The organism is Arsenicibacter sp. R0_47, assembly GCF_057652235.1.
In genome coordinates this window covers 1-17,718 of sequence record NZ_JBYFCJ010000053.1, presented here as the reverse complement: position 1 = coordinate 17,718, position 17,718 = coordinate 1, and the positions used below count along the sequence as shown (strand labels likewise).

Genomic DNA, 17,718 nt, shown 5'->3' with positions numbered 1-17,718 from the left:
ACCTCAGCACCGCTTTATCGAATCCGAATTGCTTTCACTCACTTATGGAATCAAAATTCGGGATGACTCATGTTTTTATTGCGCCGGTGTATGATTTGGGTCGGTGTATGATTTGGACCAGTGCTTGATTTGGGCGACCACGTGGGGTCGCCCCTACTGGATCAATTGCTGGTATTGCCTCAGAAACTCGTCAAACGCCTTTGTTAATTCGGTTAACTCCTGCGCCAGCAGGCTGGTATCGTTTACTTTCAGTTTTCCTTCGGCTTCCTTGGCGATATGCGCTACCCGCGAAACGCCGATCGTTCCCCCACTGCCTTTCAGCGTGTGCAGGTTGCTTTTCACCGTCGGAATGTCGCCCAGCGCAAAGGCGTCGTTCGCGCCGTTGATCAGTTCAGTGGCTTCGTTGACAAACTCTTCGAAAATGGAATCGACCAGCTCCTGTCCGCCCAGATCGCGCAACTGCCCCAGAATTTCAGGATCGATAATTGGCAGAATCATCTGCTGGGCAATCTCCTGATGCTTCTGCTGAAGCGCTACGTCCTGCTTTTTCTGGCTCGATGCATCGACGATCTCCTTTACCTTGGCAATCAGGCTCTGAGCACGGATCGGTTTAGCCAGGTAATCGTCCAGTCCCTGACTCAGGAAACGCTCCCGGTCTTCGCGCATTGAGTAAGCCGTCATCGCTACAATCGTTGGCAGACTCTTGCCGAACTGCTCCCGCAGGTTACGCGTTGTTTCGACACCGTCCATGTCCGGCATCTGAATATCCATAAACACCATGTCGAACATTGTACCATCGACACTCCGTTTGCGTACATTCTCAATGGCTTCCGGCCCGCTGCCCGCCGTGGTCACCACGCAGCCCGACTTCCGCAGAATTTCGCTGGCGACCTTCCGGTTAACGGCATTATCATCGACCAGCAACACATCCGGATGATAGTCCTTGAAGAAATTGATCAGGGTCATTTCGCCCGCTTCGGCCGCCGTAACGGTTGGCGCAATGGCGGTTTCTTTCAGCTCAATGATAAACCAGAACGTACTGCCCATGCCTACCTCCGACTCCACGCCAACCTCGCCTTTCATCAGGTGCGCCAGCTCTTTCGAAATAGCAAGCCCGAGGCCGGTACCGCCAAACGACTTGCGCGACGAATTATCGACCTGACTGAACGAGTTAAAGAGCAGTTTCAGGTTTTCGGCCGAAATACCGATACCCGAATCCTTGACCTCCACCTTGATGCGGTTGAATTTGCCCTTCTTACTTACCAGCGACGCCTCAACCCGCACCGAACCATGCTCGGTAAACTTGATGGCGTTTGAGGTCAGGTTCGACAGAATCTGCAGCAGACGTGTCTGATCAGCAATAACATACGTTGGTAATTCGGCCGGCAGATGGTATGTCAGCGTATTGCCTTTTGTGGCTGCCTGCTGCCCGAACAATGCAATAAGCTTATCGAATACCTCACGGAACGCAATCGGTGCTTCGTGCAGGACCATTTTACCGGCTTCAATTTTCGACAGGTCAAGAATATCGTTCAGGATATTCAGCAACGTCTCCGACGACCGTTTGATGGTCCGGACATAATCATGCTGTTCGCTATTGAGCGGCGTATCAATCAGGAGATCAATCATACCGATCACCCCGTTCATCGGCGTCCGGATTTCGTGGCTCATGTTGGCCAGGAACCGTTCTTTCACCTTCAGCGAACGCTCGGCTTCTTCCTTGGCCTTCACCAGCTCGGCCGACTGCCGTTTCAGTTCGGTAATGTCGCGGGCCAGCGCAGCAATGACGTTGTACTCACCGTGCTCGTCCTGCAACAGCAACATATTGAACATGAATTGGCGTTCGGTTCCGTCCTTGCGGCGCATGGTAGCCTCAAAGTTCCGGAGACTATGATTCTGACGCAGCCGGACGATGGCATGCCGCAACACCGACTTATCGACAAAGAACTGGTTGACGTCCTGCCCCATCACCTCGTCGGTTGTGTAGCCCATCCGTTTAAAGACCGACGGGCTGATCATCGTGATCCGGCCATCGTGGTCGACGCGGCAGTAGATATCCTGCAGGTTTTCAAAAATCCCCCGGAACTTCTCTTCGCTCTGCTGCATGCTCAGCTGCGCCCGTTTCCGGTTAGTAATGTCGCGCGCTATACCTGACACTTCTTCGATAACCCCGCCGGAAAGCAGGATCGGGTTAAGGTGAAACTCAAGCCAGGTTTCCCCCTTGTCGGTTTCAAAATGCAGTTCAAAGTTCTGCGGTATCCCCCGAAACGCCTGTTTATAGCGTTCGGCCAGCATTCTGCGGTTATCATCGCCGATCATGCGCCAGCCAAGCTGGTTGGTGGTCAGGTTCAGCGCCGGCGTTTTGCCCAGATGATGCTCAATCAGGCGCGTATAGTTCTTGTTGAACGACGTCAGTTGCAGGGCTTTATTAACCGACCAGATCAGATACGTACTGCTGTCGAAAATGGCATTCAGCCGCGCATTCTGCTTATCGAGCGCCGTTTCGTCCTGTTTCCGGGCGATGGCCAGCGCTACCTGACCGGAAATAAACTCCAGCAGTTCGAGGTCGCGGGGGCCGTATTTCCGCTCATCAGCGTACGACTTCACCCCGATAATTCCCGTAATCTGGTCGTCAATCCGGAGCGGTGCGGTAAGCATCACTTTGGGTTGTTTCTGCCCGTAAAGGTCGATTTCGTGATCGTCGGCCAGTTGCCGGATGTCTTTTTCGTACAAAAACAGCGGTTTATTCGCCCGGATTGTATATTCGGTCAGACCGGTCCCGAGCCGCCGCTTCGTAAACCGCATATTGCCCGTGAAATATTCGTCGATGTAATACGGGAAATGCAGGTATTTTTTATTCTGATCGTAAAGCGCAATAAAGAAATTCCGGGCGTCAATGATGTTGCCCAGCTCGCGGTGAATACGGCTGTACAAATCCTCCAGATTCGGCGAATTCATGGTCCAGTTGGCAATGCTGTAGTACAGCTTCTGCGCTTTTTCGGCCCTGATTTTACTGGTCGTATCGTGAAGAATACAGCGGAAAGCCGTTGGGCGACCCTGATCGTAACGACAGTTTACGCTTCCTGACAAAAAGATTGTCCGCCCGTTTTTACTTTTGAAAACAGTCTCAAAATGCGGCATTTTCTCGCCGTCCTGGATGCGTTTCAGCCGGTCGAAGGTTATATCAACATAATCCGGGTGCAGGACATCGCGCAGGTTCAGGGCCGCAATCTGGTCGAAACTGTAGCCTAATACCTCTTTCCACGCCCGGTTAACGAATATAAACTTACCGTCGAGCGTCAGCAGCTGGATCAAATCACTGGTATTATCGACCAGATCCTGCAACTGGGCATTGGAAAATGACAGAGCCGAGGCCACCCGCCGCTTATTGGTTACGTCTTCGCCGATCAGCGTAAATGAGACCAGATCACCGGCTATTTTATTGACAATAAATGAGTTAAGCTGCACCTGCCGCAGGGCCCCGCTACGGGTCAGCAGGTCTATCTCCTTGGATTCGAAGAACCCACCCCGATTAACGGCATCCGCGAATTCGAGCCGGAGGGCATCCCGCTCTGATGCGGGAATCAGCGTATTGAAAAAATCCTTTTCGATAATGTCTTCAGGACTCCATGCCGTTACCCGGTATGTATACGGATTTGCATAGGTCAGTGTCCCGTCATACTGAACGGTAAGGCCGATCAGATTCAGTTGATCGACGGTATTGCGCACATCAAAAGCCGATGCCTGCGATGAGCGGGGTAATCCGTCGAGTGTATTCAGAACATCCAGTTCTTTACTAAGCCGGCGAATATCGGCTACCAGTTCCTGTTTTGTTTTAGCAGACCAGCGCACAGTTACACAGTGGTTAAGTATCGTTCTATGTGGTAATGACTGGTTAAGTTAGCGATTTTTAGGCCAAAAAAGTCGTTACGTTTGCTCAATTCCCCGTGCCGAATCTGAATTCCTGGCCCAAATATTGCTTTTTTACCATTTTGTAAATCGGGTATAGTTGATACTGTGTGTTTTAGAGCAGCTATGCCTGTGTTTTTGTACATTTGAGGCTAATTTCCTGCCAGATGCATAAGCACTATCTCTTTTTTCTGTTGATTCTGACCGGTTTACAGGCATGTGAGCCCTATAACCTGGAACGTAATACCTTTAAAGTCTGTGAAAAGCCGTCGGCCACGATTGCCTACATTGCCGAAGGACTCACCGTTGAATTTTACCTGACCGGCGAAAAGGGCGAAATCGGGTCGGTAGGCTGGGATTTGGGGGACGGGCAGAACCGCGTCGGTAAACGGTTTGTGTATGGGTATCAGAAAGCGGGAACCTATACGGTTAGTATTCTGATGGCTAATTCCTGTAATGACCTCGTCAAGACCTCAACGCAAATCACCGTAAAACCCTGATTACCCTACCCGACCGAAGATAACCTGATGATGAAACTAATTTACCTGCTACTTTTTTTTACCGGCATATCAACGTTGACGCTTGGCCAGCAATCAGTGTCGAATGTCCGGACAAGGGCGCTCAGCCAGAATCGTATTGAGATCCGCTATAACCTTGATGCCATCCAGACCGGCGACTCCGTTTACTTTCAGGTGGAAAGCCGTTTCGGCGGTGCACTGGCCGTAAAGAAGGAGTTCGTTACCGGCGATTTTGGTCTTGACGTGGAGGCTGGGCCGGATAAAAAAATCATCTGGCGGGCCGGCGAAAACGGCTTTACGCTCAATGGTGAAGTTCGGGCGACGGTATATATTAAACCTGCCGGTTACAAAGGAGCTATTTTACCTCAAACTACGCCATCTTCTGTTACCTTATCCTCCCCGGATTTGAGTAATTCAGCTAATAAAAGTTACCAAACACAGGCTGACACGTCTAAATCTAAAGAGAAGACAGTAACAGAAACGGATACGACCCGGCAAAAGGTGAAAAAACGCTGGTCTCCCGGCCCGGGATGGGCACTGGTATCGGCCGTACTGCCCGGCGTCGGCAACATGTTCGTGCAAACGGATAAGCAGCATAAACCGGTTTTCAGGGTTGGGCTCCGGCCTTTAGTAACGGCCGGATTTTATGGTTTGCTGCTATATGGACTGCAACAACAGCCTAAAGCTCAGGATGCTTACAAGCTGTATACCCAGCAGAAAAATGCGGCGGAAGGTGAACCGTACTACCAGGAAGCCAATCAGTACCACCACCGGTATTACCTGGCAACCCGCGCGGCGGCCGCCATCTGGCTGACGGATGTGACACTGACACTCATCCGCGGCATCCGTAACCATAGTTACAAAAAGAATAACGCCGGCGTTTCCTTCGCTCCAGGCTTCCAGGCCGGTCAGCTGGTCGGTGTCGTCAACATACGTTTCTAGTATCGTCTTCTCTGTTTGCTTTTAGACATAGCTCATTCTTTTGCTCACTACCCATCAAAAGAATGAACTATGTACTATTCTGACTTAAATTAAAGTTGTCGTATTTCGCACAGGCATTAATTTTGCCGTTTGCTGCGTTTCCGGCAGCTTGCAGACAGACCGTACTATGCTGAAACGTTTCCTTTTATTGTTCTTTTTACTGGGAACCGGATTAACCGGCCACGCGCAGGACCCAGGTATTTCCTCGGCATCCAGCCACTGGGTAAAAGTAAAAATCAGCCCGGAAACCCCGCATCCGAATCCGTTACCCACTCCGGTAGCATTCAGGGAAAACTTTACCAGCAACCTGCATGCATGGCGTCAGGGTATTCAGGGCGATTATGCCTATGCTATTGAGAATGGCAGCTACACCATTCACAGGCAAAACCCTGAAAGTAAGCGATTTGCCTACAGTTATATCAGTCTACCGGAAAATATTAACCTTAACAAAACGGACTCATTCACTGTCCAGGTCGATATTATCGGTAAACCCGGCACCATTCCGGAGGGCGGATTGCTGATTGGCATGCTCGATTCGCTGAATTATTGCCAGATCCGTCTGACCGATCAGGGCCAACTGGTCATTGGTATGGTGATTGACGGAAAAGTATCAAGCCGGTATTTTCCGGGCGGCATCTCATCGCCGCAGCGCAGCGTGAAACTGGAAGCGAATACCCTTGCAGTCCGCCGCATCGGTACGACGATGCATGTCTATATTAACAAGCAAGAGGTAACGACCAGTCCTTTCCCCTTCCGTTACTTCATGGGCAACCACATCGGTGTAATGACCGGCGGCGACGGCATTTCGTTCCGCAACCTGCTCGTCCGGCAACGAACGCCGGCCTTGCCTAAAACGACACTGGTATCGAACTGACAACAGCACCCTCTATCGTACCCGGTTGCCGTACCGGTCGATCTCAAAGGACGCTCCGCCGAGGGTTACGGTAGCGCGGCCGTCTTCAAATACCGTAATGTCGTCGTAAATCGGCTTGATAAACCACTTTTCGTTGCGCCACAGGCCCCATTTGCCTTTTTTCATCGCCGGTTGCTCCTTGTACTGACCCACCTGATCCCGTAACTCTTCATAGTCCGGCAGTTGTGGCAGCTGCTTAACGGAAGCATTGCTTTCGCTACTTGTCCGCTCGTTAACACGGCTATCAGTGGCCACATCCTCAACCGGCTGTTTCCGCTTCTTTTTCCCCCTTTTTTTCGTTGTCGAAGGTGTTTCCGGCTGCTCAGTCCGTGTCTGTTCCTCCTGTTGTGAAGACGTATCTTTTTTACCGCCCTTGATCATCAGGTAGATAATCAGCATAAAGGCGAGCGCGAACAATACGCCCCAAAGACCAGCCAGATTCCGGCGGGGCGGCGCATTAACCGGTGGCGGGGCGACCGGCGGGATCCGGTAATTGGTATCAACCATCGGATGGTTACGCGGTCCGGATGACGGGTTCACGGGTTGTGAGACCGGCGGGCTGGCAGGTTCGGCCGGTACAGGCGTTACCGGAGCAGCCCGTACCTTCCACCAGCTCAGGTGCCGCCAGTCTGTCGACAGCAGCTTTTCTTTCAGCGTGTTGCCGTTCGGTTCGGTCTCAGCTGCGAAAAAGTTGGCCGACAAATAGGCCTGTACGGCTTCGGCCAGTTGTTGTTCTTCAGCATTTATGGCACGGAACAGCGTCCGTAGCGTCTGCACCGGAATGTGGCGGTCATAATCATCCAGAATCTCATTAACCTTTTGCCGGATCGATGCATCTGATTCCGACAAGGGTGCTACCGGTACCGGCTTGCGCTCCGATACGGCCGACGGCACAACCGGCGCGGTCTCTATATCGGTTACGGACTGCAAAATGGCTGGTATCCACTGATCGGCCACGAATCCGCGCGACAGCGTCAGGTGTTCGGCTTCCTGCACAATCTCATCAATATCCCCGTTGCTCAGCTTTTTCTGCTGCTTGCGGGCCTGCACCCGAACCTTCTCTTTCAGGTCCAGAATGCGCCCGAAGTAGCTGTTCAGCTGCCGGCTGACATCGTTCACCAACCGGCGGAAATCGGTTATGCCGAGTTCGGTGGCTTCGGCGGGCAGGCCGGTCGGTGTCCACTGCCAGTCGGCCAGATCGCCGTCGTGCAGGACAATTTGATTTTTGATGCGTTCGCGTAGTTCCTCGACTGTCATTGGTGGTATTTGTTGTTGCAAAACTAAAACGTTCCTGCCTCGATTACACACAAAAGACACGGTTTAGCCGCAGTTTTTTGCTGCTGCAAACCGTGTCTTCTGTTTATCGGACTGAACAATAATTACATAAACGAAACCCGCGCTTTCTGCTCAATTTTCCATTTATCGCCTTGCAGCGACACCTGACCAGGCTTTTCGGTCATGATCCGTGCGTTGGGGCGCGGCTGATTCAGGTACTCACAGGCATCGCTCAGGTACGAGTACGGATCGCTCAGGGCCAATTGCTGCGATTCCGTATTATCAATGACGCGGTATGTACCAATGTGGCCTTCCAGCGAAAGCTGGTAAATCGTACCACGCTCGGAGGCAGGCAGCAATCCGCCCGTGCTGAAGCCATCGCCCAGATCAGCTGTGCGGGCATACCGGTCAGATTTAATACCCGGCTTTGGCGATGCCGGAGCCGATGAAGCCGGAATAGCCGGGGGCACCGAAGCCGGGGATGCCACAGTCGGGGGCACCTCAGTTGATGGTACAGCCGCAGCTGCCGGTGTTGGAACGCTGCCCGGATTTACCGGTGGTACATAAGTTTCTGTATGCGTACGCGGCAGATTCTGGCCGGTCCGCGCAGGTTCCGGCCGGGGCGCCGGTGCTGTCGGCACGTTAGCCGGTTGAGGGGGCGAAGGCTGCGATGTAGTCTGTGGAGTGCCAATGGGCTGAGGTTGCCGGCTCAGCACTTTTTCCAGAGATTCAATACGACGCATAGCCTCCTGGTAATCAGTTTTTCGATCAAAAACCTGCTTACTAAGATCTGCTATCCGCTTTTCCATCTCGCCAGTCTCCTGCGGTTTATTCTTACGCAGGAACAATACACCAACGCCTACAAGGCTTAGCAATGAAGCAATTAAGGCAACAAGAGACATAGAAAAGAAAGAGTTTTCTGTGGTTGATAATGCCGCAACCGGTGAGTTAGCTTCAGCAGCAACTGTATCCGGCGTCACTTCCTGATCCTCCTGATCGCTTACGGGTGTGTCGGCAACCGGTTGCTGAGCAGCCCCGACCGGAGCCAGCCCCGCCAGTGTATTCAGCTGGTTCTGGTAAGCAGCAAATGATTTTAAAGTCAGCCGGTGTTTACGCTCCGCACCACCGGTTACGCGTTCCAGTAAAAAGGCCCGCAGTTCTTTCAGCACTTCTGCATCCGGCTTTTTCTGACCGGTCAGCTCTGCCGTCTTTTTCTGAGCAGCACTGACCAGCTCATCGGCCTTCGTCAGCTTGTTGTCGGCAATAAACTTATTGAGGGTTTGATAGCTTACACAGGCCGGACAGCTCGCTTTGGTCTGATAGCCATAGGTTTTCTTGTCGGTAGCCAGAAATTCGACCGTTGCTTTGGTCATTTCAAAGGCTTTTCCGCCAATCTGATCGGTTGTCTGGCCAACGGCGAGTTGGGTCACCAGCAGGCTCAGGAAAATCGTTTTCTGAAGCATAACCTTCGTTAATTCGGGCAAAACGCCGCTACCCTGAACAGGTAGCGGCTGCGATGGTCGTTATGAAACAGCGATCTGTTTCGATAATTCGTATAATGCGTGCTTGAGTGGCAGGAAAAAGTACGTTTCGGCCAGAAACTTATCGGCATTGCGCTCCAGACCGGTACGGGCCAGCATATAACTGTCGAACAGGCGGCCGTTGCGCGTCACGTCGACGCCTACCAGAAAATCCAGATACTGCTCCGGCCGGCGAATGTTGTATTCGCTCAGGAAGCTGGCAATGCCCGGGTCTTTCAGCGTTTTTTCGAGGAACGTTTTCACGTTGTTCAGCACCGAATGATGGAATTCCTGCTGCGGAATCACATCGCCGATCTGCGTGAGCCGGTACTGGAACGCAACCGGTTTTTCGGGTTCATTACCCCAGTAACAGGTTGTTTCGCGGTTTTCGTAGCGCGCCTTTTCCATGCCCGCGTTTTCGAACAGTACAGCTCCGTTGGCGGTCGTTTCTTTCGGATTATCGGTCAGGATCACCTCAAAATCAGGCGGAACCGGCAGCGTTGTATACGCCTTGAAAAGTAGTTTCGTAAACTGGATGAGCCGCGTACGGGTGCCCAGCATATTCAGGTACTGACTACCCCGTCCGGTAAAGGTCAGGTACCGCGGCAGGCTCAGGTTATGTGCCTCAATCATCTGCACCAAATGGTAGACAATAGCACTGTAATGCAGGTACAAGACAATGCGCAGGGCGGGCCGCCCATCCTGAATCGACTGGGTAAACTTGAAGTGCGAATCGTACTTAAACAGCAGGCTGACAATGTCTTCGGCCGTCAGGTCAGGGTTTTGCAGGAACGTTTCAAATACCTGATCTTCCGACGAATGCGCCTGACTCAGTGACCGGCGGTATTGTAGGTAGTTCTGCACAAAGCCGTTGTCTTTCTGGTGCGACGGATGTCCTTGCTGATCAAGGCCTGCTCCCCAGATGTCGTATCCCGCAAACCGGAACGAGGTGTTCAGGTAACGGTTTTGCTGCTTCATGAACAGCATAATATCCGTTGTACCGCCCCCGATATCGACGTTAACCGCATCGGCGAATGATTTCACCCCTTTAGTAATCAGGTAGAAATGCGGCGCCAGCGATTCCGGAATCGGCTGAGCCGAGAAATTCTGGGTATGGCCGAATACCTGCCGGAACGCTTTCTCCCACTCCCCAACCAGTTTATCCTCCACATCCATTCCCATCGACGACGGTGCCAGCCAGACCACGCGGGTATGCTGCACATCGCCCTGATTCAGAATAACCTTGTTCCGGATCATCAGCAGCAACGTCTCGAAAAACGCCCGGACCCGTGGCCGGTTAAGCGTATCGCCCGGCTGGTTTTCGAACAACCATTTCAGGTTCGTTACGTAGCGGTTCACTCCCGTACTGCCGTCTTCCAGGTCGATGTTGAAGCCAAGATTCAGCTTCGTGAACAGGTTATCGCCGCTGTCGGTCATACCGGTGCGCTCAAACACCGTTGTCCGGAGCGGGAACGCAAACGGCGACCCATGCTCGCGGCCAATAATCGATGGCATAAACTCCCGGCGGATCAGGCGTTCCATTTCCGGCAGCTGCCCGTAGCTGACTTTCAGGTGGTAACGGTCATAGGCGCTCTTCACCTCATAGCCATCATACGGCTTATTGAGCGTCACCATCTGTAGCTCATCACGGTTGAGGTTCACCTTATCATCGCTGATGGTCAGCGGTTTCGGATCGGCATTCCCCATCGTCGAATCGGCAAAAGCCACGTGTGTATTCGACGTACCGAAGTCGATGGCAAACGTAAACGGTTTGTAGCCGCGCTGGTCGATAATCGTAAACTGCGGTAAGACAAGACCACGGTACGGCATGCCGCTGCGCTCCAGTTTTACCTCCATCAGATCGAATGCCTGCGGCACCTTATAGTAATATGAAGCAGCGCCGGTAATGTCTGATTTCGGCGTCCGGTGATCAGGTGCCGGTACGTTCAGCGGCTGATTGGTAATCACCTGTGGCAGCTGATAAAACTTCACCGACGTGCCCGCACGGAAACTGGCATTGTCCTGACTCGCATCCACCAGCATCACATTGTATTGATTGAGGCTTTGCAGGTAGGTATCCGGCACCGTAATGCGGTAGAACGGGAAGAATGCCATCCCCGCCCGGAAGTCGAGCACGGTTTCAGGACGCGACAGGTTGTATTCTTTCCGGAATTCAATGGTCCGGTTATTTTTGATCGGAATCTGAAGGGTGGCAATCACAATCCGTTCCATGCCCCGGTCTTCGGCGCGGAACCCGAACTGGCGTTGCAGGTCTTCAACGCGGAAAAAGTTGAAATATTCTTTCCGGATCGGCAGCAGGAACTCACTGTCTCCCGCTGTACCGGTGAAAAAGCGGCCGTTATTGATTTTGAACGGCATTTTCACCAGAAAATCTTCCAGGAAGTCATCGGTCGTTACGAACGGATACCGCACATTGTCGACGCCCGGCAGGTAGCGCTCACTCAGCAGATCGCCACGGCTCAGGTCGTTGAGCAGGGACCGCATGATGACCGTGCTGGCATTCCAGTTGGTGTTTTTCACGTACCGCCCATACACATCCATCCGCGACGCCAGCGCCAGCGGCTTCCGTACGTTGGTAGGTGCTCCATTCCGTGCCTCCCGCTGGAAATAATCTACCGTCGATTGCATGACGAAATCGCTGTTTTCTTCGATATCGTTGAGCACATCGTCTTCGCGGACGCGGTAGAGCATCAGCCCTGGCAACACTTGCAGCGGCGAGTTGCTTTCGCCCCCCGTCGTGATCGGCATAAAGTTGGCCAGCGTCGTACCCTGCGCAATCTGCACCGGCATCGGGCTGTCGAAAAATACCTTATAGAGATATTCTTTAAAACCACCCTGCGGCATCTGCATATTGTACTGGTCGTAGAACCGGCGCAGGTAGGTCACAAATGCCTCGTCGCGGGATTGTAACGGAACGTATTCATTCTGGAATAACAACCGGCCGGTAGCGCTTTTCGGCGGGTCAATAAACCGGTTCTGCCGCTCCTGCTCCCAGTTTGGTGACGTAAACACCAGCGTCAGCGGCGAGGTCCCGCCCAATAAGGCACCTTTGTAATAAATGAACGTAAAGCTCTGAATATTGCCCAGCTCATTGCGGAAGTCCAGTTCCAGCGCCTTGGCCAGAATCTGGTGCGAATGCCGGTGTGCCGCTCCCGGGATATTCTGCTGTTGTTTCAGTTTATCGAGCCGCTCCTGCCGGTTCCAGACCCGGTAGGTCAGGTCGTCACTGCCCCCCGCCTGAAAAAGCAGTTCGAGCAAGTCCAGGCAGTGCGACACCAGGACATGGTACATCGACAGTTCGTGCGGCTGGAGCTGGTTTTTCACCATCCGGAAGGCCGTATCGAAGAGGTATAACCTGGCGAACGGTGACGGAATGGACGTTCCGGCTTTGGCTGCCAGACCGGCAGCGCCGCCGGGTGCAGCGCCCGACAGCGTATCGGGTACGTGCTCAATGCGATTGCCGGTCAATCCGTTCGGGCTTGGCGTCCAGCCCTGGTGGTTCTGCTGACTGACATTCGGATCAGTATCAATGCGGAGTATATGAGGCATTTAGTATCGTGTTTTCTTTTGCGGATCGGAGGTCATTCACTCGTCCGATCTACATGAAGTAGTATCAAAAAACAGGCTCAAAAAAACGGCTAAACCCTTTCGTAACAAGCCCTTCTTTTAACAGAAAATCATAGGTCCAAAAGTCACAGTCGAGTTCAATCGCTAATGCAACAAAAGGGACATCTTTTTCATCAATATCTTTACACAGACGGTAAGCTTCCACATAACAGCCCAGCGCAATAACATCTTCATTAACAAAGTAAATACGATTAATCAGCAGGTTGAGATATTCGTAAAAATCATCCTCTGCCTGTTTGTTATTCCTGAGTATTTTTTCCTTGTGTTTGAAAATCTCAACCAGCAAAAACTTTGGCGCACAAAATTGATACTCGTCACGATTGATCACCTCCCGAAATGAAGAGTACTGTAAACGCAGCGCTTTAAACACCACATTTGTATCAATGACTACAACTTTTTTACTCATTGATAAAGCGGGATTTATTTTTTGCCCACCAATCAGCCTTAATTTGTTCGCCCAGTTCCTCTACCGACTCATCAAAGTTTAATTGCTGAGCCAGTTCTTCCATCCGTAGCCGTTCGATGAGCTTAATCATCCAGGCTTTATCAACGGCATTTTTATCGATTGAGATCGTATAGCGGTCCTGATTGCTTTCCAGATGAATAGATGTCATGTCTCTTGTCTTTTATCAAAAATAACGATTCTGCCCTGCAAACCTACGCGTCGGCAAGCTGGCGGTTAATCGGTCCAAGCTTCTCCATACAGCGGTCGGCAATGTCGATCAGCAGCTGCATCAGACGGGCTTCGGGTTGCGGATAACCGGCCTGGAGGCTGTTTTCAATTTTACCGGCGGCATCCTGCAGGAACCGGGTGCTGATGCCCTTGTCAAAAAAGCCGGTTTCGATCCGTTTAGCCCGAACGAGTGCATTAAAGTCAGACTCCAGATCAAAGGCAGCAAACCCCCGGTCGTTACCGGCCAGTTCACGCAACCATGCCTTGAAGTGATGATTCATGAAGTTGTCCAGCGCCGTGTAATAGGTGCTGGTTCGGAGCTGTTGCGGCAACCCGAGGTTCTTCGCAAATGATTCGCTCAGGTTGTTAGGCACAAACTCGGTGAAAAACTTGGTGGCGTAGGTAAACCGGACCAGCGGGTCAAGCACCTGCTGATAGGTCACGTCCGCAAAGTGAGGCAGGTCCAGAATCCGGTCATTGCGGCGGATCCCGTACTCGAAATACCGTTTGGCATCCGAAAAATCATCCTGACCGCGACGGGCAAAATCAAGAATGGCTTCCGCCGCCAGCATTTCGACGACGTGGGCACTATTAGCCTGCTGGCTCCCCCCTTCGACGTTCGGGTACAGTTTTGCCCCCGGCCGGTCGCCGATGTAGTACAAAGCATCCAGATTGATCTGGTGCTGATAATACGACAAGGCCGCCTTGGTTTTTGACAGGAACCGGTTCTGGTCGATGGCACTCTGGCTGTTTTCTTCGAGCGCAAAATATGGCATCACCGTAACGGCACCTTTGCGCGCATTCCGGATCTGTAATTTCTGGCTCGGGTGCTGTAACAGCTTCACTAACTGCGGAAAGCCGGCTGAACCGGTACCGCCGAAAATCGAACTGATGATAAAAATACGGTCGGTCTGGTCGTTGAACGCGCCGGTAAAGTATTTATACACCGGCGAATCTTCCAGCGCATTAAACACCACACTGCCAATGTTCGGATTACCCTTAAAACCAACTGACAGGTTCAGCTTCAGCTCCGCATTGGTTGGCTTGGCCGAGTTATCATAAAGCAGTTTAAGCAGCTCCCGGTCCAGCTCATCCATACTGCTGACGTTCAGAAACTCTTCGAATGTTCCCTGATGATCTGTCAGTTTGGGCAGCACCGAATCGCCGATTTTTTCCTGCGCATTTTCAGCCTGCAAAGTACCTAGCGGACGGATAGGCGTAGAAAAAAAGGTGCGGCGCGTCGTTTGTTCACCAGTACGCTCGTAGGCCGTCTGCCGGATACTCCGGTACAACTCAACAAGCCGGAGCGACCGCTCGGTGTCTCCGTTCTGCATGTCCATATCGAGCAGAATCGGGATAATGGTTAAATCGGCAGGCACCTGGGCACCCGACGCAAGTAACATCGTCAGGGAGCGAAGCACCCGCGCTCCCGTACCGCCAATGCCAAAAAGAAATAGTTTCATATAGTATCCGTCCTCCGTCAATTGCCGGCTCGTCCTGATGCTCCGGCAACGCTGCGAAGTTTCTTTTATTCTCTTACAACGATTGTAACTCCCCTAATTATATCGGCTAATCTACCATAGGCTCAGAATCAGGCAGGCCGTTCGCGGTCGTCCTCACTCTTTCACTCATTCACTCTTTCGTTCTTTATCTCAGAACGGCGTATGCTTAGCGAAGATGGAGAAGCGTTTCAGCGCAATAGAAAAAACGAAAAAATAGATGGCTGCATACAACGTGTTAATGGCCCCGAAGCCAGTCATGTAGCTATCCGACTCGTCGGCGCCTGTACGATCCATGGCATACCACAGTGCATAGGCAAAGGCAAAAATCAGGGCGGCTACCAGCGTAAGCACCCACGGCCCACGGCCGGAGAAAACGGATTTCCAGCGCCCCAGAATTACGTAAAATACGGCCGCCAGAATCAGCGAAACCATGAGGGTAATCACGCCGACCGGCGTAAAAATTTCATCCGCGTAGATGGGGTCATTGTTCTGCCCCAGCCAAAGTTCATACAGCGTAATAAACATGTGTTCGTGGTTTTTATCAGTCTTTTTCTAATTTAAAGGTCAGGTTGATGAAGTCGTTGCCTGACGATTGATACGCCTCCCGGACACCGGCCATCAGGTGTTCAAAGGCAAAGGTTTTGTTACGCCGGCCATCGGCACTGCGGTCATCCATCGTCGACCAGTCGGTATACCACGTATCAAAGCGAACCGGCAGTTTCACGTTAACCGATGCTTCTTCCGCAAACTGGCTTTCTATTTTAAACGTCAGTACGTGGGTATTCGCGTTCAGCAGCTGCATTTCGCGGTCGCTGATGCGCTGGGTTGCGCCCAGGTTTTCGCGGCGTTTCACGCTCACCAATTTCAGGGTAGCATTATCGGCCTTAATGTTCAGGTTCTGCTTCAGGTAGCTTTCGGCCTGTGCATAGGCCGGCAATCCGCCCAGATTAACGGCAATGGCAAACTCAGCCGGATCAGTTTTCTTTCCGGCTTTGATCTCCGTCACGTTGCCGCGCTCGGCCCGCCAATCCCCTTTTTTATTGACCGAAAACAGGAGGTCATATTTTTTCAGGCCGCCCCCCGCACCAAAATCCAGCCGCTGTGCCGGTTTGGTACTCAGCAGATCCTGCAGCTGTGCGTTGAAGTCAGCCAGCAGATTCTGCTTACCGATCACCCAGACATAAAACGGCCGCGACTCGCCGCTGAGTGCTTGTTTCTGGTTCTGATAGGTGTAGTACGTACCGTTGAATCCTGACCGGTAAGCATACACCGTAACACCGATTCCCTGCTTGTTCAGGCTGGCAAATTCATCGTAAATGGCATTTTTCAGCACGCTCGATGCATCGTTGCGGTTAATTTCGGGGTTCTTTTTGATATCGGCATCCGGAAATGACAGAATACAGTCGGATACCAGCACCGAGATTGCGTTACCTTTCGCTTTATCGCCTGCCTGCTTAACGATATTGTGCAGCTCCGAACTACGGCCGGTAGCCAGCGGTGTTGTAGCGAGGCTGGTCACAAACGTATTCACATCGCCGCTATACGCTTCGGGTTTACCGGCAATGGTCCAGACCGTTACCGGCTTAATCTGATTGGCCTTCGTAACCACTTCCGATACAATATCCTTAAACTCCGTTCCCCCTTTCAGATAGCCCCCCATGCTGGCCGACGTTTCCAGAAAAAAGTTTATTTCCTTCAGCGACGGCGCTTTTTCAGCTTTCGGCTCGCTGGCCCCGGCTTCTTCTTTTCTTTCCCGTTTAGAGCCGCCACAGCCTTGCAGCATCAGGAGGCCGGCAATTGCCGCGGCGAATAATGTATAGCGGGTTGATTTCATGAACGATTGCGATTGTAAGGCAAAATGTAAATAATCAGACATATCACGACGAGCGTGTAAAAATACCATTGAGTAACCGTATCCGTTTCAAAGCCTTTGCAGCGCTGCATGAGATAGGCCAGTCCTGAGCAAATGGCGACCAGCCAGAACGCCGACCGCACACGTAGTAAACTGCCGCCAATGGCCTGTAGATAGGTCATACCGATCAGCAGCACCGCTGACCCGACGGCCCACCATGAGGTCAGCAGCGGAATATTGCGTTCAGGCCGTCCGGGTTTCATACCGTTACCGGCAATCAGCAGCAGGCAGAAAGCCAGTGCAGCCGCAAGCGTACCAGGCCAGTTGCGGATTCCGCCCGAATGATTTTCAACCACCCTGACCGGAGCCGGAGCCGGCGGATAAGCCGGAGCTGATTGCAAAAGCTGATCGTAGGCTGCCGCAGACGGGCGACCGTTGCTGACAGAGGTTACTGCGGGTCCCGGTGAACCGGCCGGTGTCTGCGAAAGGGCCGACAGGCGGGTAGCAATCTGCATCGAATCGCCCTCGCCGGTGATCCGCACCCGCTGGTTATCGATAACCTGACCGGCATCTGTCAGCTGGTTTTCCCTGAAGTAGTGCACCTGCCCATCTTCAGCCTGCAAAACCCCGCAGCGCGTCAGTGGATCATAGTGAATAACGGTTCCCTGCATGAATTAAAAACAACTTTGGGTAAAACGAATGTAAAGGGAATTTATGGTATTCCGTACGGGAAATATGACAAACGGCCTTTTCATTACCCTTAACGTGCTAAATTCATGAAATACCTTCCTGTAGCCTGTCTACCGTTTTCTCAATTAATCAAAACTATGATACTAACATTTACGTATCCTATGAGATGGTCTAATTTATCGGCACAGTGAACTTGCTTAACTTCGCAAGATCATGCAGCAACTAAGCAGACCTAAA

At 52.1% G+C, this 17,718-nt stretch carries 13 protein-coding genes; 3 read left to right on the top strand and 10 right to left on the bottom strand.

Annotated features, from left to right (window positions below; genetic code table 11):
- Positions 1-153: 153 nt before the first annotated feature.
- The gene (locus AC23NW_RS34880; RefSeq protein WP_487455234.1) at positions 154-3,852 is read right to left on the bottom strand and encodes a PAS domain S-box protein; all 3,699 of its coding nucleotides are present in this window, start codon (positions 3,850-3,852) and stop codon (positions 154-156) included.
- A gap of 224 nt (positions 3,853-4,076) precedes the next feature.
- Here AC23NW_RS34880 and AC23NW_RS34875 point away from each other — a divergent pair, with 224 nt between their 5' ends.
- From AC23NW_RS34875 to AC23NW_RS34865, 3 genes are all read left to right on the top strand, one after another.
- Positions 4,077-4,409, top strand: a complete 333-nt coding sequence (locus AC23NW_RS34875; protein WP_487455233.1) for a PKD domain-containing protein — start codon at positions 4,077-4,079, stop codon at positions 4,407-4,409.
- A 27-nt stretch (positions 4,410-4,436) separates the two neighbouring features.
- Positions 4,437-5,369, top strand: coding sequence for a hypothetical protein (locus AC23NW_RS34870; protein WP_487455232.1), 933 nt, complete (start codon positions 4,437-4,439; stop codon positions 5,367-5,369).
- Between the two features lie 166 nt (positions 5,370-5,535).
- Positions 5,536-6,282: a hypothetical protein gene (locus AC23NW_RS34865; RefSeq protein WP_293834785.1), complete on the top strand. Its 747-nt coding sequence runs from the start codon at positions 5,536-5,538 to the stop codon at positions 6,280-6,282.
- Between the two features lie 12 nt (positions 6,283-6,294).
- Here the strand turns inward: AC23NW_RS34865 and AC23NW_RS34860 are convergent, their stop codons facing one another.
- The 9 genes from AC23NW_RS34860 to AC23NW_RS34820 all read right to left on the bottom strand — a co-directional run bounded on the left by AC23NW_RS34860 (position 6,295) and on the right by AC23NW_RS34820 (position 17,462).
- Positions 6,295-7,578, bottom strand: a complete 1,284-nt coding sequence (locus AC23NW_RS34860) for a WG repeat-containing protein (RefSeq protein WP_487455231.1) — start codon at positions 7,576-7,578, stop codon at positions 6,295-6,297.
- A 122-nt stretch (positions 7,579-7,700) separates the two neighbouring features.
- The gene (locus AC23NW_RS34855) at positions 7,701-9,059 is read right to left on the bottom strand and encodes a hypothetical protein (protein ID WP_487455230.1); all 1,359 of its coding nucleotides are present in this window, start codon (positions 9,057-9,059) and stop codon (positions 7,701-7,703) included.
- A 60-nt stretch (positions 9,060-9,119) separates the two neighbouring features.
- The gene (locus AC23NW_RS34850; protein ID WP_293834782.1) at positions 9,120-12,686 is read right to left on the bottom strand and encodes a hypothetical protein; all 3,567 of its coding nucleotides are present in this window, start codon (positions 12,684-12,686) and stop codon (positions 9,120-9,122) included.
- A gap of 64 nt (positions 12,687-12,750) precedes the next feature.
- A complete protein-coding gene (locus AC23NW_RS34845) occupies positions 12,751-13,170 on the bottom strand; it encodes a PIN domain-containing protein (RefSeq protein WP_487455229.1) in 420 nt (139 codons plus the stop codon).
- Positions 13,163-13,378 (bottom strand): hypothetical protein, encoded by a 216-nt coding sequence (locus AC23NW_RS34840; RefSeq protein WP_487455228.1) that lies wholly within the window; start codon positions 13,376-13,378, stop codon positions 13,163-13,165. Before AC23NW_RS34840 ends, AC23NW_RS34845 begins: the two co-directional genes overlap by 8 nt.
- A gap of 43 nt (positions 13,379-13,421) precedes the next feature.
- Positions 13,422-14,900 carry a hypothetical protein gene (locus tag AC23NW_RS34835; protein ID WP_487455227.1) on the bottom strand — a complete coding sequence of 493 codons (1,479 nt, stop codon included), beginning with the start codon at positions 14,898-14,900 and terminating at the stop codon, positions 13,422-13,424.
- Between the two features lie 189 nt (positions 14,901-15,089).
- Positions 15,090-15,464, bottom strand: coding sequence for a hypothetical protein (locus AC23NW_RS34830; protein WP_293834779.1), 375 nt, complete (start codon positions 15,462-15,464; stop codon positions 15,090-15,092).
- A gap of 16 nt (positions 15,465-15,480) precedes the next feature.
- Entirely contained in the window at positions 15,481-16,773 is a 1,293-nt protein-coding gene (locus tag AC23NW_RS34825; RefSeq protein ID WP_487455226.1) for a hypothetical protein, read from the bottom strand.
- Positions 16,770-17,462 (bottom strand): hypothetical protein, encoded by a 693-nt coding sequence (locus tag AC23NW_RS34820; RefSeq protein ID WP_487455225.1) that lies wholly within the window; start codon positions 17,460-17,462, stop codon positions 16,770-16,772. Before AC23NW_RS34820 ends, AC23NW_RS34825 begins: the two co-directional genes overlap by 4 nt.
- Positions 17,463-17,718: the final 256 nt, after the last annotated feature.